Source organism: Roseobacter sp. (assembly GCF_024639605.1).
In the GTDB taxonomy this organism is placed as follows: domain Bacteria; phylum Pseudomonadota; class Alphaproteobacteria; order Rhodobacterales; family Rhodobacteraceae; genus Roseobacter.
Window position 1 is genome coordinate 1 of record NZ_JAHEHZ010000089.1, and the last position, 14,391, is coordinate 14,391.

Below are 14,391 nucleotides of genomic sequence, written 5' to 3' on the forward strand. Positions count from 1 at the left end.
TTTACTGCCCTGGCACACCTGAAGACGCCGGATACATACGAGGCGTGTGGCCTTATCGGCGCCCTGCCCGCCTGCGTCGGTATGTCAGGGGACCGGTTCGCGGATCATGCGATTCCCGGCCAAAACCTACCGGTCGACGCATATGCTCCGGCACAGCGGGTCTGGGACACTGTTTATTGTCAGGAGTGATGCATCTGTTACGCACTGGCCCGGCCTGTTTCAGGACCTGCGCAACCAACGCTGACCTGGCGGTCGGACGATGCCGGGACGCTGGCATGTGTGAATACCAGCGACGGCACCTTCAGCAGCCGGCGCGCCGGCCCCCACGAGCAGCGCGCCGGACGGCGGCGGTCAGGTCTCTGCGAAGCACCCCCTGGCTCTCCGCAGATTGTCGCCTGACCTGGCCGCAAATCTGTTCTTGCGGCGCAGGCCAAAAATAACCACCGGTTGAAAATTATCAACATCAGTTTCTCCGGTTGTGTCAATCGCTGCGCCGGCGCGCGCGGATTTTTGCCGGTTACGATGCCGGATCCGCTGCCGCGCGCCGCAGGATCATGCCCGTTCCGCAACCTTCTGCGCGCACATTGTGATCCATACCGGGTCACGCGCCGTAACCAGTCTGTAAATGAATTGCACGCCACCGCATAAACTGCCCGGCCACGGGTAAGGCGGTTAACAGACCAGAGGTTAAGACATGAACAGACGCTTTGCACTTAAATCAACAATCGCCGCCGGCGCGCTCGCTTTTATCGCGGCCTGCACACCCGCTGACCAGGGCGACGACATTGTCGATATAGCAGCCTCCAACGAAGATTTCAGCACACTCGTCGCCGCCGTTCAGGCCGCCGGTCTGGTTGAGACCCTCAAAAGCGAGGGGCCGTTCACTGTCTTCGCACCCACCAATGCCGCTTTCGCAAAGCTGCCCGCCGGCACTGTCGACAGCCTGCTGCTGCCAGAGAACAAAGACCAGCTGGTCAAAGTCCTCACATATCACGTGATCCCGGGTGCCGTATCCGCCGCTGACGTCACAGGCGCGCGCACCAATGTTGCAACCGTTCAGGGCCAGACCATTCATGTGGACGGCACTGGCGGTGGCGTGAAGGTGAACAGCGCCAATGTAACATCCGCCGACATCGTGGCAACGAACGGCGTGATCCACGTGATCGACACTGTGCTGCTGCCGAAGTAAGACCGGGTCAAACCTGTCTGAAACAAGTCCGCGGGCCCCGGTGTCCGCGGATTTTTTTTGACCTGATCTTTTACCGTCCAGGCGGTGCTTTGATGCGATACCTGAGGCCACTGCAGCAATAACTGGCGTTTTGCCGGTCTCAGCGGGTGCGCAGTCCGCTTTTAAACGGTCCACCCCGGTTTGCGCTTTGCGAAGAATGCATCAATCCCTTCCGCCGCCTCGGCCCCGTCCCATTGCCCGGCGAGGGCGGCGACCGTGTGATCGATCAGCGCCGCATTGATCGGCGGCCCCAGATCGCGGGCCAGTTTCTTTGCCGCGGCTACAGCACCGGGCGCGCAGCTGAGATAAGGCGTCACCTCACGCTCCACCGCCTCATCAAGCTCTGACGCAGGCACTGCCCGTGCAACGATGCCCAGATCAACAGCTTCCGCCGCCTCGAAAATCCGGGCAGACATAAACACACGCCGGGCCCGGCCCTCGCCCATCCGCGCAATCACATATGGCCCGATTGTCGCCGGAATGAGACCCAGCCGCGTCTCTGTCAGCCCGAATTTTGCGCTTCTGGCTGCAATGGCCACATCGCACACACAGGCCAGACCGACCCCTCCCCCGAAAGCATTGCCCTGCAACGCCCCGATGAGCGGTTTCGGTAAAGTATTGAGAGCGTCCAGCATCGTCGCCAGTTTGCGCGCCTCCGCCGAGCGTGTCTGCGCATCCATCGACATCTGCGCGCGCATCCAGCCAAGATCGCCACCCGCACAGAAACTGGACCCCGCACCGGTCAGAACAACGACACGAACTGCATCATCCGCGCCAAGGTCCGTCGCCGCCTGCGTAAGGTCCTCCAGCATCTGCGCAGACATTGCGTTGTGCTTGTCGGGCCGGTTCAGCGTCAGCGTCGCAATCCCGCGCACGTCGGTCTCAAGCTTCAGTGTGTCAAACATCTGCAGTCTCCCCGGCCGGTATCAGCTGGCGCGCATCGCGTGCGCCAGTGCGGCTGCCTTTTCAATCGCGTCAATGTCCAGCCCGGTGTCATAACCAAGGGCCGCGAGATGTGCCGCCACAGCTTCTGTCGCCACGTTGCCCGCCGACCCGGGCGCAAAGGGGCAGCCGCCCAGGCCGCCCACCGCTGCATCAAAGACGCGCACGCCCATGCTGAGCGAGGCATCGATGTTCTCCATCGCACGGCCGTTGGTGTCGTGGTAATGCCCGGCCAGTCGCCCTGCCGGCACCACATCGCGTACCGCCAGCAGCATCCGCGCAATCGAATCCGGGGTGCCTGCCCCGATCGTGTCGCCCAGGCTGATCTCATAACAGCCCATTGCAAAGAGCCGGTCTGCGACCTTTGCCACAGCGGCCGGCGAAACCGGCCCGTCATAGGGACACTGGACGACGCAGGACACATACCCGCGAACCGGCAGATCGATATGTCGCGCCTCTTCGAGGACCGGGGCAAAGCGCTCGATGCTCTCGTCAATGCCTGTGTTTATATTGGCCTGCGAGAACCCTTCCGAGGCCGAGGCAAACACCGCGATCTCATCCGCACCGGCGGCAAGTGCATCGGTGTAGCCGCGCATGTTCGGTGTCAGCGCAGCATAGCGCACGCCGGGCGTGCGTGTAATGCCGGCAAGCACATCGGCGGAACCCGCCATCTGCGGCACCCGCGCCGGTGAGACAAACGAGGCGATCTCGATCCGGCGGAAACCCGCTTTGCTAAGCTGATCGATCAGCGCCACTTTTTCCGCGACAGGGATCTCGCGCACTTCGTTCTGCAGCCCGTCACGCGGGCCGACCTCAAATATTTCACACGTTCCCAGACTCACGGCAAATCCTCCCAAATCAGCACGTACACGATCACTGTGGCGTCCAGGGCGGGTAAAAGTCACGCGTATAAATGCCATCCCCGTCCGGAAGGGCCGCGCGAAAGCTCTCGCGATCGGTGATCCGGGCGTACCAGTCGGTCAGAGCCGGATAGTCACCGGTCTTCGCAAAATGCCGCGCCATATAGACAGCTTGGCCCACCGAAATATCCGTCGCCGAAAACCCGCCTGTCAGCAGATAATCACGCGCGCCCGCCGCGTCATCCAGCCGAGCTTCGATGGCGTCATAGCATTTGGCGATACGTGCGGCTTCCAGCTTCATCACGACCGGGCTGCGCATGTGATCTTCATAGAGGGCGATATGCTGCTGGGTCAGCGCCGCCACATGCTGGCTCAGCGTTTCGGCAAAATGCAACCAGACAAGCCAGGGCATCCGCTCGGGCGTGCCCGGCATCCGCCCCAGACGTTCCGGGCTGAAGCGCTCGCAGAGGTATTCGGTAATCGCACCGGTCTCGAACATGCGCTCGCCATCGATCTCAAGCGCAGGCACGCGACCCGCCGGCGACAGGGTCAGAAACTCAGGACTACGAAGCGTGCGGTCAAAGGGGTAACTGCGCAACTGAAACGGCTCCTCGAGTTCGTGCAGCAGCCAGAGACTGCGCATCGACCGGGTCTGAGGACAGTGATGGAGCGTAATCATGCGTCCTCTTCCGCTTCCAGCCGGATCAGAGCGGCACCTGCCTCAACCTGATCTCCCGCTGTCGCCAGAACCTCCGCCACAACCCCGTCGCGCGCGGCGAGCAGCGCGTGTTCCATTTTCATTGCTTCCAGTACAGCAAGCCGGTCGCCCGCTTTTACGTCGCGGCCGACTTCCGCGTCGATGCTGCGCACCAGCCCGGGCATCGGCGCCTCAATCAGGTTACCGTCTCCGGCCGCGCCGCCCGCCTGATCCAGCGGATCGATATGCTCAAAAGCCAGCCCGCAGGCGTCAAACACAGTGACGGTTCTCCCGCTTTGAGCGGTGCCCGGCAGGGGGCGGTCATTTAAGCGCCATACATCGTGGTGCCGCAGGACCCGGACGTCCTGCTCGTCCACAGACCAGGTCTGATGTTGCGCATCAGCGACCCGGACACCGAGGGTGAAAACTGCATCGCCCTGCCGTAAAGACACGCTGTGCCTGAGCGGCTGCCAGAGGGTAAATCCTGCATCAGCAGGCGGAGTGTCGAGCCCGAGGGCAGTCATTCCCGCCGCAATCAGGTGTTCCGGCCGGACCCCGGGCGGTTCCGTCAGCTTCCCGATGTCACGGGCGATCAGACCGGTATCGACCTCGCCGCGGGCAAATCCTTCGTGCCGCGCAAGTGCTTCGAGGAAGGCGAGATTGGTCACCAGACCCGCCACTTCCGTCTCCGAAAGCCCCCGTGCAAGCCTGCTCAGTGCTGCCGCCCGGTCAGACCCGTGCACCACAATTTTGGCAATCATCGGATCATAAAACGGGCTGATCGTGTTGCCTGCCCGCACCCCGCTGTCCGCCCGGACATGCGGCGGAAAGGCAAGATGGGTCAGCGTGCCCGTCGCGGGCAGAAAGCCCGCAGGAACGTCTTCGGCGTAAAGCCGCGCTTCGAACGCATGGCCGCTGATGCTCAGATCCTCCTGAGCCGCGGGCAGCGGATCGCCCGAGGCCACGCGCAGCTGCCATTCCACCAGATCAACGCCGGTGATCGCTTCGGTCACCGGGTGCTCGACCTGAAGGCGGGTGTTCATCTCCATGAACCAGAAACGGTCGGGCCTCAGCCCCTCAGAGCCGTCCACGATAAATTCGACAGTGCCGGCCCCGCTGTATCCGATGGCTTCGGCTGCCCGCACCGCTGCGGCGCCCATTGCTTCGCGCATCTCAGCTGTCATCCCGGGTGCGGGCGCCTCTTCGATCACCTTCTGGTGGCGTCGTTGCAGCGAGCAGTCGCGCTCGAAAAGATGTACCGCGCGGGTGCCATCGCCAAAGACCTGCACCTCGATGTGACGCGGGGCCGTCACGAACTTCTCGACCAGCACATCTGCATTGCCGAATGCCGTCCTGGCCTCAGACCGAGCCGACGCGAGCGCCCGAGCAAAATCTCCCGCGGCCTCCACAAGGCGCATGCCCTTGCCGCCACCGCCCGCGACAGCCTTGATCAGCACAGGATACCCGATCTCTCCGGCCTTGCGCGCCAGCAGCTCATCGTCCTGATCCTCGCCATGATACCCCGGCACAACCGGCACGCCGGCTTCTGCCATCAGCGCTTTGGCCGCGTCCTTCAGACCCATCGCCCGGATCGCATCCGCTGACGGCCCGATAAAGATCAGACCTGCGGCCTCCACTGCCTCCACGAAACCAGGGTTTTCGCTCAGAAAACCATATCCGGGGTGGATTGCTCCGGCGCCTGTCGCCAGAGCGGCTTGGATGATCCGGTCGCCGCGCAGATAGCTTTCTGCAGGTGCGGACCCGCCGATGTGCACGGCCCTGTCTGCCAGACGGACATGTTCTGCAGCGCTGTCAGCGTCGGAGTAAACGGCCACCGTGCCGACACCGAGGGCCCGCGCCGTTGCGATGATCCGGCAGGCAATTTCGCCCCGGTTTGCGATCAGGATCGTCTTAAACATATTTTGTCCCCCCGAGGTGACGCCGGTTTCCCGCGTGCTCTGCGCTACATCCTGAATACGCCAAAACGTGTCTCCTCAATCGGTGCATTCAGAGCCGCGCGCAGCGACAGATCCAGCACTTCACGGCTCTTGCGCGGATCGATGATGCCGTCATCCCAGAGCCGTGCCGAGGCATAAAGCGGATGGCTCTGTTCCGCGAACATATCAATTGTGGGTTGTTTGAACGCGACCTCTTCCTCAGTGCTCCAGGTTTCGCCCGACCGCTCAATCGCATCGCGTTTAACGGTCGCAAGCACCCCAGCAGCCTGGGCACCCCCCATCACTGAAATGCGCGAGTTGGGCCAGGTCCACATAAACCGCGGGCTATAGGCGCGCCCGGCCATGCCGTAATTGCCGGCTCCGAAAGAGCCGCCCACCAGCATCGTTATTTTGGGCACACTGGTTGAGGCCACGGCAGTCACCATCTTGGCCCCATGCCGCGCGATGCCTTCGTTTTCATACTTCCGCCCGACCATAAAACCGGTGATGTTCTGCAGAAAAACCAGCGGTGTTTTGCGTTGCGAACAGAGTTCGATGAAATGCGCGCCCTTTTGCGCGGAATCAGAGAAAAGCACGCCGTTGTTGGCAACAAGTCCCACCGGGCAGCCACGGATATGGGCGAACCCTGTGACCAGGGTCTCGCCGAACCGTGCCTTGAATTCGTCGAAGCGTGACCCGTCGACCAGACGCGCGATCACCTCACGGATATCATAGGGTGTACGCAGATCAGCGGGCACCACGCCAAGAATTTCTTCGGGGTCAAAGGCGGGCTCTTCCGGTGTGGCAAAGTCAACGGTGACGGGCCGGTTCCTGTTAAGCGACCGCACGGCCCGGCGCGCGAGCGCCAGCGCGTGGGCATCATCTTCGGCCAGATAATCCGCAACGCCACTGAGCCGCGTGTGCACATCACCGCCGCCCAGATCCTCGGCGCTGACAACCTCGCCGGTGGCAGCTTTGACAAGCGGCGGGCCGGCCAGAAAGATCGTACCCTGGTTTTTTACGATTACCGACACATCCGACATCGCCGGCACATAGGCCCCGCCCGCCGTGCAGGAGCCCATCACCACGGCGATCTGCGGAATGCCCATCGCACTCATCCGCGCCTGGTTGTAGAAAATCCGACCGAAATGGTCGCGGTCCGGGAACACCTCGTCCTGGTTGGGCAGATTGGCGCCCCCGCTGTCGACGAGATAGATACATGGCAGATGATTTTCCTGCGCGATTTCCTGAGCACGCAGGTGTTTTTTCACCGTCATCGGATAATAGGTGCCGCCTTTCACGGTGGCGTCATTGCAGACGACCATGACGTCCTGCCCTTCGACCCGGCCGACACCGGCGATGACACCGGCACAGGGGGCGGCCCCGCCGTAAAGCCCGTGCGCCGCCGTCGCCCCCACTTCAAGAAACGGGCTGCCGGGATCAAGCAACCCCGCCACACGGTCCCGGGGCAGCATCTTGCCACGGCTGACATGGCGATCGCGCGATTTTTGACCACCGCCTGCCGCAGCTTCGGCGGCCGCTGCGGCAATTTCGCCCAGCGCTTCCAGATGTGCTGCACGGTTTGCCTGAAAGACCTCTGATGAAGGCAGCGCGGCTGACGCGAGTTTCATGACATGTCCTTTTCTCTGATACTGACGACAGGGTTCATGTGCGTGGCACCGCAGCCCCGGACCCGGTGACATCGAGAAGACGCCCCAGGCGGTCCACTGGATAGTCGAAACGCCGTCCCTGCGGCCCTTCACAAGTGACAATGATCCAGACAGTTTCGCGCCCGGGACGCGCCACGCAATCAGATGCCCGGGCATCCCCTCCGGCGGTGGCGAGATAATGCGCGGCCCACCTGTTGATCACGTCTGTTTCGGTAATCGTCGCGACAATCCATCCCAGACGAAATGCCCACAGACCGAGAACAAGGATTATCGCCACAAGCGGCGCGAACCACAGCCAGGCGGGCATCAGGCCGGCCCTCTGGCGGCCTGGACCTGCGTACCGGCAACGCGGCGGGGCTGCGGCGTTATTGCGCAGGTCGCTGTACGCGCGGTCTGATCTGTATCAATGCCGCCGCTGAAAATCCGGCGCATGCAGCCCCTGGAACAACTGAAAAGGGGTAACGTACCATGCAGACAACCATCAGAACACTTGCCACGGGTGCCTTGATTGCCCTGAGTGCCATGCCGGCTCTCGCGCAGTCGCAGGGTGACTGGACGGGCTCTCTGGGCATTGCCAATGCGGCGCCTAAATCCGGCAATGGCACGCTCGCCGGCGGGGAGGCGGACGTCGGCAGCGACGCAAGCGTTACGTTCACACTGGAGTACTTCATCCGGGACAATCTGGGTCTCGAACTGCTGGCCGCGACGCCCTTTGAACATGACGTGACCATCGCCGGCATCGGTGCTGCGGGCAGCACAAAACACCTGCCGCCGACTGTGTCGCTGAACTATCACTTTCCGACCGGTGGCGCGTGGAAGCCCTATGTCGGCGCGGGCATCAACTACACCACCTTCTTTGACGAGGAATCGCCGCTTGGGACGCTGCAACTCGACAACTCCTGGGGCATTTCCGTGCAGGCAGGCATCGATTATCAGATGACCGAAAACGATGCTTTGCGGGTGAACGTGCGCTGGTTTGATATCGACACCGATGTCAGCCTCAACGGCGCGGCCATCGGAACCGCCGAGATCGACCCCTGGTTGGTGGGCGTGGCATACGTGCGCCGCTTCTGAGCCTGAGCGCGGCAAAACACGGGCTGAACGGACAGGATGCATCTGTTCAGCCCATCGCCGCCATCAGTTCGCGCCCCACAAGCATGCGGCGGATCTCAGAGGTGCCCGCACCTATCTCCATCAGCTTGGCATCCCGGAAAAGACGCGAGACCGGGCTGTCGCTCATGAAACCGGCACCACCCATCGCCTGCACGGCCTGATGCGCCTGTTTCATCGCCTCTTCGGAGGCATAAAGACAGCAGGCCGCGGCATCCTGGCGGGTCACATCTCCGCGGTCACAGGCCTTGGCCACCTCATAGACATACGCGCGCGCTGAATTCATCGCGGTGTACATGTCGGCGATCTTGCCCTGCATCAGCTGAAAGCTACCGATCGGCTGACCGAATTGTTTGCGTTCACTGAGATAGGGCATGATCGCGTCCAGGCAGGCCGCCATGATCCCCGTTCCGATGCCGGCCAGAACCACACGCTCGTAATCAAGCCCGGACATCAGAACGGCGACACCACGCCCCTCCTCGCCCAGCACGTTCTCAAAGGGCACTTCAACATCCTCAAACACCAGCTCCGCCGTGTTAGAGCCGCGCATGCCCAGCTTGTCGAAATGAGCAGAGGTCGAAAAACCCGTCATCTCTTTTTCGATCAGAAAGGCCGTGATGCCTTTTGATCCGGCATCAGGGTCGGTTTTGGCGTAAACCACCAGCGTCGAGGCATCCGGTCCGTTGGTGATCCAGTATTTTGTGCCGTTCAGACGGTAATGGTCGTTGCGTTTTTCGGCGCGCAGTTTCATCGAGACCACATCAGACCCTGCCCCGGCTTCAGACATTGCGAGAGCCCCCACCTGTGTCCCCGATATAAGGCCGGGCAGATATTTCTCTTTCTGCTCGCTGGTACCGTTCAGCTTTATCTGGTTCACGCAGAGGTTTGAATGTGCACCGTAAGACAAAGACACAGAGGCGCTGGCCCGCGCGATTTCCTCGATCGCAACGGTATGCGCGAGGTACGACATGCCGGCCCCCCCATAGGCCTCGTCCACCGTGATGCCCAGAAGCCCCAGTTCGCCCATCTCCGGCCAGAGTTCCGATGGAAAGGCATTATCGCTGTCGATCTGAGCGGCCATCGGTGCCACCCGGTCCTGCGCCCAGCGATGCACCATATCCCGCAGCGCGTTAACGTCTTCGCCAAGATCAAACTGCATTGCCGCATTAAACATCGCAACGGGCCTCCCTCATGTACCGGACCTGTTTATTGAACAAGCGTTCATATCTTAATGCTCCCTCCCTAACCGGTCAAGCGCAGTCGTCCGTTCCGGCCACCATCCGGGCACCGGCAGAGCCCGGATATGCAAAATGGAATGTGCGGGCCCGCGCCCGCACGCCGCCGGGTCAGGCCGCGTCCTGCCAGACAGCGCCGACTTCTGCGCGGATAATCCGCGCAATCAGATCACAATCCTCTTCCGAGAAAGTCAGTGGCACGCGCATATCCACAATGCCGTGCAGGATGCGGTCACTGTCAGGCATAGGAGCGGCAGGCGCATAGCGCCAGCTGTCATAGCGGCTGGTAAAGCCCACAGGTTCGCGGGCCCCGAACCACTTCAGTTCGACACCGCGGGCGCCGCAGCGCGCGATGACATCGCGGATGCGCTCCGCAGGCCAGTCGGTCAGCAGAAACTGAATAGACGAGCCTACTATTGTTTCTTCTTCCGGTCGTTCGATCACCTCCAGCCCCGGCGTGCCGCGCAACCCGCTTTCGAGCCTGTGATAAAGCCCATTCCACCGTGCGCACTGTGTCGCGAGAGCCGCGATCTGCGGGCGCAGGATCGCCGCGCGCAGATTATCCATCCGGCCCGAAATATTTGGTGTTTCATAGCGGATCGTTTCAAAGGCTTCTTTCGGCGGTGCCGCAAGATGGCGCTCGTAGAGCATATAGGACCCCGACAGGATCACCGCCCTTGCCGCGACCTCTGCGTCGTCGGTGACAAAGAAACCGCCCTCTCCGGAATTTACGTGTTTGTAGGTCTGGCAAGAGTAGCAGCCCACAGTCCCGAACCGGCCTGAAGGCACACCCTTCCAGGCCGCACCCATGGTATGCGCGCAGTCCTCGATGACGGTGATCCCGGCGCCGTTGCAGATCGCCATCAGGCGGTCCATGTCACAGATATGCCCGCGCATATGGCTGAGCAGCAGTACTTTCGCATCGCCGGATTTTGCCTCAAGATCGTCGAGGTCAATGGTCAGAGAGGGCGTGACACCGACAAATACCGGCACCGCCGACACCGCCGCGATGGCACCCGGTACCGGGGCAAGGGTAAAAGCGTTGGAAAGGACGCGGTCGCCCGGTCTGACACCAACCGCCCGCAGCGCTGTGGCCATTGCATATCCGCCTGAGGCTACAGCAATGCAGTACTTCGCGCCCGTTGACTGCGCGAATTCCTGTTCCAGCAGTGCCGTTTCGCTGAGCTCGCCCGGCACTGTGTTATACCGGTGCAGCCGGCCATGCCGCATGACCCTGATGGCCGCCTCAATCCCTGCTTCGGGGATGGGTTCCTGCTGGGTGAAACTGCCTTTGAAAACTTCGCTCATTAAAGGCTCCCTGATACCGCCGCGAGTGTGACGAAGCCCCCGGTCGCGGTCAACCCAGCAAACGTGCAGCGAGCGCCGGCAGATCAGCGTAATCATCCATCAGAGCCTCGGGCTCCAGTGCAGCCATATCCCCGCCTGCCGGCCCGAATGTGACCAGCACACAAGGCACCCCTGCCGCCCGCGCGGTATTCCGGTCGGTATCCGAATCGCCGATCAGAATACAGCGTTCAGGATGCCCGCCCGCGCGCCGTGCGGCCTCGAAAAGCGGCTCGGGATCAGGTTTGCGCACCGTCAGCGTATCTGCGCCGACCAGCGAGCCAAAAGCCCCCCGCACCCCGAGCCGTTGCATCAGTGTCTCCGCCAGACCCTCGGGCTTGTTGGTGCATATGCCGACGCCGATCCCGCTGGACTTCAGCGCCTCGACAGCCTCCATGGCGCGCGGATAAAGTCGGGTGTGCACGTCGATGGCATCTGCGTAAGCCTCCAGCAGAACCGGATAATAGCGATCTGCCGTGGCTTCTTCATCCGCCCGGTCAAGCCGGCTCAGACCAAGACGCAGCATCGCCCGCCCGCCCCGCAGGGCTGTGCCCGCATCGCGCACCGGATCAAGCAGATCGCCCGCTCCCATCTCACGAAAACAGACGTTGGCCGCGGCAATGAGATCGCCGCTGGTGTCCGCCAGTGTGCCGTCCAGATCGAAAATAACCGTGCGCATCGCTGCTCCTTTGATGATCGCGGCGGCGGCGGTCCGCCGCGTGATGTTGCAGGCCGCAACCTTCTTTGATCGCGTATCCCTTGCGTCGCCGGTTCCAGCGGATAAACAGAGCCGCAGCAGAACACAAAGAGAAAACCTATGAAGACCGCTCTGATCATCCTCGCCGCGGGCAAGGGCACACGGATGAATTCCGACCTGCCGAAAGTTCTGCATCCGCTTGCAGGTGTGCCGCTACTGGTACATGCGATGCAATCGGGGGCCAGTCTCGACCCGGAAAAAACGGTAATTGTCGCGGGTCACGGTGCCGCAGAGGTGCGCAAAGCCGCACTCGCCCACGATGCGACCGTAACCGTTACCGAACAGACCGAGCAGCTCGGCACTGCTCATGCTGCGGCGCAGGCGCGCGATGCGTTGCAGGATTTTGACGGCACCGCAATCGTGCTCTTCGGAGACACGCCGTTCGTGCGTCCTGAAACTCTGGAGCAGATGACTGAGGCCCTCAGAAGCCATGACGTCGTCATTCTGGGCTTTGAGGCTGACGATCCTGCCCGCTATGGCAGGCTGATTACGCGCGGAGACGATCTCGAGCGGATCGTGGAGTTCAAAGACGCCACAGAAGAAGAACGCGCCATCACTCTGTGTAACAGTGGCGTCGTCGCGTGTGACGCACGGCTGCTCTTTGATCTCATTGATGCGATTGGCAACGATAACGCCTCTGCCGAATATTATCTGACAGACATCGTCAGTCTGGCCCGGGCGCGCGATCTCTCGGCAACGGTTGTCACATGCGACGAGGCGGAAACCCTCGGGATCAACACGCGCGCTGAACTTGCTCAGGCGGAAGCGGCGTTTCAGGCCCGCGCACGTGCAACGGCCTTTGAAGACGGAGTGACCATGCCGGCTCCGGACACAGTGCACTTCGCTTTTGACACCGTGGTCGGCCGCGACACGGTGATCGAGCCCAATGTTGTTTTTGGCCCGGGCGTGACGGTTGAAAGCGGCGCACAGATCCGCGCTTTTTCCCACCTTGAAGGCTGCCATGTGTCGCGCGGCAGTGTGATCGGCCCCTATGCCAGGCTGCGCCCCGGTGCAGAGCTTTCCGAAGACGTCCGCATCGGCAATTTCGTCGAGATCAAGAATGCGCAGATCGGTCAGGGCACCAAGGTCAATCACCTCAGCTATATCGGTGACGCGACACTCGGGAGCGGCACCAACGTGGGCGCGGGCACCGTAACCTGCAACTATGACGGCGTGATGAAGCATCACACCCATATCGGCGACAATGTCTTCATCGGTTCTGACACGATGCTGGTGGCACCTGTGCATATTGGAGATGCAGCCATGACCGCCAGCGGGTCTGTCATCACCTCCGACGTCGAACCGGGCGCTCTGGCGCTGGCACGTGCCCATCAGGTGGAAAAACCGGGCATGGCGGTTAAATTGTTCGAAATGTTAAAGGCGAAAAAGGCCAGAAACCAAAGAGGCAGCTGAAAATGTGTGGTATTATAGGGGTGCTTGGCACCCATGAAGTAGCGCCGACGCTCGTTGAAGCCCTCAAACGGCTGGAATACCGGGGCTATGACAGTGCGGGAATCGCCACGGTAAACAACGGCGTGCTGGACCGCCGGCGTGCGGTCGGCAAGCTCGTCAACCTGTCGGATCTGCTGGTGCATCAGCCGCTCGCCGGCAAGTCCGGGATCGGGCATACCCGCTGGGCCACCCATGGTGCGCCGACGATCTCAAACGCGCATCCGCATCAGGCCGGCCCTGTTGCCGTGGTGCACAACGGCATCATCGAAAACTTTCGTGAATTGCGCGAAGAACTCGCCGGCCATGGTGTATCATTTGTCACCGAAACAGACACGGAAACCGTCGCTCTGCTGACGCATCACTACATGGACGGCGGCTCCGATCCGGTTACGGCGGCGAACCGGACGCTGGACCGGCTCGAAGGCGCATTCGCTCTGGCGTTTCTTTTTTCGGGCGAGGATGATCTGATGTTCGCCGCGCGCAAAGGCTCGCCGCTGGCCATCGGACACGGCGAGGGCGAGATGTATCTCGGCTCTGACGCCATCGCTCTGGCGCCGCTGACCAATCAGATCACCTATCTTGAGGAAGGCGACCGCGCCGTTCTGACCCGCACGTCGCTGGTGGTGCACGACGACGAGGGCAATGAGGTCACCCGCGAAAAACGCACCATTCAGCTTGATGCCGCGCGCATCGACAAGGGCGGCCACAAGCATTTCATGTCCAAGGAAATCGCAGAACAGCCGACTGTCATTGCCCAGGCTCTGGGACATTACCTGTCGGGTGACGGCGCTATTGCCCTGCCTGACCCGGGCATTGATTTCGCCGGCATCGACCGGCTGACGATGGTGGCCTGTGGCACGGCTTATTATGCCTGCCTGTCCGCAAAACACTGGTTTGAGCAGATCGCCCGGATGCCGGTGGACGTGGATGTGGCATCCGAGTTCCGCTATCGTGAGCCCCCCCTGCCCGAACGCACGGCGGCGCTTTTTGTCAGCCAGTCCGGTGAGACCGCCGACACGCTCGCGGCCCTTCGGTTTTGTCAGGGCAAGGCCAGCAGCATCCTTTCCGTTGTTAATGTGCCTGAAAGCTCGATTGCACGCGAAAGCGATCTGGTGCTGCCGATCCATGCCGGTGTCGAGGTCGGTGTGGCATCAACCAA

13 protein-coding genes are annotated in these 14,391 nt (G+C 61.8%); 4 read left to right on the forward strand and 9 right to left on the reverse strand.

Annotated features, from left to right (window positions below; genetic code table 11):
• Positions 1-694 precede the first annotated feature (694 nt).
• The gene (locus Q0M35_RS12220) at positions 695-1,189 is read left to right on the forward strand and encodes a fasciclin domain-containing protein (RefSeq protein ID WP_295315630.1); all 495 of its coding nucleotides are present in this window, start codon (positions 695-697) and stop codon (positions 1,187-1,189) included.
• 161 nt (positions 1,190-1,350) lie between these two features.
• Here the strand turns inward: Q0M35_RS12220 and Q0M35_RS12225 are convergent, their stop codons facing one another.
• The 6 genes from Q0M35_RS12225 to Q0M35_RS12250 are packed head-to-tail and all read right to left on the reverse strand — an operon-like array spanning position 1,351 to position 7,641.
• Positions 1,351-2,133, reverse strand: a complete 783-nt coding sequence (locus Q0M35_RS12225; protein ID WP_295315632.1) for a crotonase/enoyl-CoA hydratase family protein — start codon at positions 2,131-2,133, stop codon at positions 1,351-1,353.
• Positions 2,134-2,154: 21 nt separating this feature from the next.
• Positions 2,155-3,012 (reverse strand): hydroxymethylglutaryl-CoA lyase, encoded by an 858-nt coding sequence (locus Q0M35_RS12230; protein ID WP_295315634.1) that lies wholly within the window; start codon positions 3,010-3,012, stop codon positions 2,155-2,157.
• Between the two features lie 31 nt (positions 3,013-3,043).
• Positions 3,044-3,709, reverse strand: coding sequence for a glutathione S-transferase family protein (locus tag Q0M35_RS12235; RefSeq protein ID WP_295315637.1), 666 nt, complete (start codon positions 3,707-3,709; stop codon positions 3,044-3,046).
• Positions 3,706-5,646, reverse strand: a complete 1,941-nt coding sequence (locus Q0M35_RS12240; RefSeq protein WP_295315638.1) for a biotin carboxylase N-terminal domain-containing protein — start codon at positions 5,644-5,646, stop codon at positions 3,706-3,708. The genes Q0M35_RS12235 and Q0M35_RS12240 overlap by 4 nt, the downstream gene beginning before the upstream one ends.
• Positions 5,647-5,690: 44 nt before the next feature.
• On the reverse strand, positions 5,691-7,295 hold the full coding sequence (locus Q0M35_RS12245; protein WP_295315640.1) for a carboxyl transferase domain-containing protein: 1,605 nt from the start codon (positions 7,293-7,295) through the stop codon (positions 5,691-5,693).
• 34 nt (positions 7,296-7,329) lie between these two features.
• A complete protein-coding gene (locus Q0M35_RS12250) occupies positions 7,330-7,641 on the reverse strand; it encodes a hypothetical protein (protein WP_295315642.1) in 312 nt (103 codons plus the stop codon).
• A gap of 161 nt (positions 7,642-7,802) precedes the next feature.
• Here Q0M35_RS12250 and Q0M35_RS12255 point away from each other — a divergent pair, with 161 nt between their 5' ends.
• On the forward strand, positions 7,803-8,408 hold the full coding sequence (locus Q0M35_RS12255; RefSeq protein ID WP_295315643.1) for an OmpW family outer membrane protein: 606 nt from the start codon (positions 7,803-7,805) through the stop codon (positions 8,406-8,408).
• 46 nt (positions 8,409-8,454) lie between these two features.
• Here Q0M35_RS12255 and Q0M35_RS12260 read toward each other — a convergent pair whose 3' ends face one another.
• The 3 genes from Q0M35_RS12260 to Q0M35_RS12270 all read right to left on the reverse strand — a co-directional run bounded on the left by Q0M35_RS12260 (position 8,455) and on the right by Q0M35_RS12270 (position 11,702).
• Positions 8,455-9,618 carry an acyl-CoA dehydrogenase family protein gene (locus Q0M35_RS12260; RefSeq protein ID WP_295315645.1) on the reverse strand — a complete coding sequence of 388 codons (1,164 nt, stop codon included), beginning with the start codon at positions 9,616-9,618 and terminating at the stop codon, positions 8,455-8,457.
• 172 nt (positions 9,619-9,790) lie between these two features.
• Entirely contained in the window at positions 9,791-10,987 is a 1,197-nt protein-coding gene (locus Q0M35_RS12265; protein WP_295315647.1) for a DegT/DnrJ/EryC1/StrS family aminotransferase, read from the reverse strand.
• A gap of 49 nt (positions 10,988-11,036) precedes the next feature.
• Positions 11,037-11,702, reverse strand: a complete 666-nt coding sequence (locus tag Q0M35_RS12270) for an HAD-IA family hydrolase (RefSeq protein ID WP_295315649.1) — start codon at positions 11,700-11,702, stop codon at positions 11,037-11,039.
• 138 nt (positions 11,703-11,840) lie between these two features.
• On the opposite strand from Q0M35_RS12270, the gene glmU reads away from it, so the two are divergent.
• Both glmU and glmS read left to right on the forward strand, forming a co-directional pair.
• Positions 11,841-13,193, forward strand: coding sequence for a bifunctional UDP-N-acetylglucosamine diphosphorylase/glucosamine-1-phosphate N-acetyltransferase GlmU (gene glmU, locus Q0M35_RS12275; protein ID WP_295315651.1), 1,353 nt, complete (start codon positions 11,841-11,843; stop codon positions 13,191-13,193).
• A gap of 2 nt (positions 13,194-13,195) precedes the next feature.
• A partial coding sequence (gene glmS, locus Q0M35_RS12280; RefSeq protein WP_295315653.1) for a glutamine--fructose-6-phosphate transaminase (isomerizing) occupies positions 13,196-14,391 on the forward strand: 1,196 nt, incomplete at its 3' end.

Bases quoted from the DNA above. Each gene is read 5' to 3' on its own strand.
- Q0M35_RS12245 (WP_295315640.1), bottom strand. From the start codon at position 7,295: ATGAAACTCGCGTCAGCCGCGCTGCCTTCATCAGAGGTCTTTCAGGCA.
- Q0M35_RS12250 (WP_295315642.1), bottom strand. From the start codon at position 7,641: ATGCCCGCCTGGCTGTGGTTCGCGCCGCTTGTGGCGATAATCCTTGTT.
- Q0M35_RS12240 (WP_295315638.1), bottom strand. From the start codon at position 5,646: ATGTTTAAGACGATCCTGATCGCAAACCGGGGCGAAATTGCCTGCCGG.
- Q0M35_RS12225 (WP_295315632.1), bottom strand. From the start codon at position 2,133: ATGTTTGACACACTGAAGCTTGAGACCGACGTGCGCGGGATTGCGACG.
- Q0M35_RS12220 (WP_295315630.1), top strand. From the start codon at position 695: ATGAACAGACGCTTTGCACTTAAATCAACAATCGCCGCCGGCGCGCTC.
- glmU (WP_295315651.1), top strand. From the start codon at position 11,841: ATGAAGACCGCTCTGATCATCCTCGCCGCGGGCAAGGGCACACGGATG.
- Q0M35_RS12265 (WP_295315647.1), bottom strand. From the start codon at position 10,987: ATGAGCGAAGTTTTCAAAGGCAGTTTCACCCAGCAGGAACCCATCCCC.
- Q0M35_RS12260 (WP_295315645.1), bottom strand. From the start codon at position 9,618: ATGTTTAATGCGGCAATGCAGTTTGATCTTGGCGAAGACGTTAACGCG.
- Q0M35_RS12270 (WP_295315649.1), bottom strand. From the start codon at position 11,702: ATGCGCACGGTTATTTTCGATCTGGACGGCACACTGGCGGACACCAGC.
- Q0M35_RS12255 (WP_295315643.1), top strand. From the start codon at position 7,803: ATGCAGACAACCATCAGAACACTTGCCACGGGTGCCTTGATTGCCCTG.
- Q0M35_RS12235 (WP_295315637.1), bottom strand. From the start codon at position 3,709: ATGATTACGCTCCATCACTGTCCTCAGACCCGGTCGATGCGCAGTCTC.